Genomic DNA, 389 nt, shown 5'->3' with positions numbered 1-389 from the left:
CTTCAAAGCCTCCCACCTATCCTACACAGATTGATTCAAAGTCCAATGCAAAGCTACAGTAAAGGTTCATGGGGTCTTTCCGTCTAGCCGCGGGTAGATTGCATCATCACAAACATTTCAACTTCGCTGAGTCTCGGGAGGAGACAGTGTGGCCATCGTTACGCCATTCGTGCAGGTCGGAACTTACCCGACAAGGAATTTCGCTACCTTAGGACCGTTATAGTTACGGCCGCCGTTTACTGGGACTTCAATCAAGAGCTTGCACCCCATCATTTAATCTTCCAGCACCGGGCAGGCGTCACACCCTATACGTCCACTTTCGTGTTTGCAGAGTGCTGTGTTTTTATTAAACAGTCGCAGCCACCAGTTTATTGCAACCCTTTCACCCT

1 rRNA gene is annotated in these 389 nt (G+C 49.1%); it reads right to left on the bottom strand.

The window, feature by feature from the left end:
• Positions 1 to 389: ribosomal RNA gene (locus GCM43_RS25540) — 23S ribosomal RNA — on the bottom strand; the annotation flags it as partial.

Origin of the sequence: Janthinobacterium aquaticum (genome assembly GCF_009208565.1) — a bacterium.
Classification (GTDB): domain Bacteria; phylum Pseudomonadota; class Gammaproteobacteria; order Burkholderiales; family Burkholderiaceae_D; genus Janthinobacterium.
Note: the sequence above shows the minus strand (reverse complement) of the source record. Positions and strands in the feature narration are given on the sequence as shown.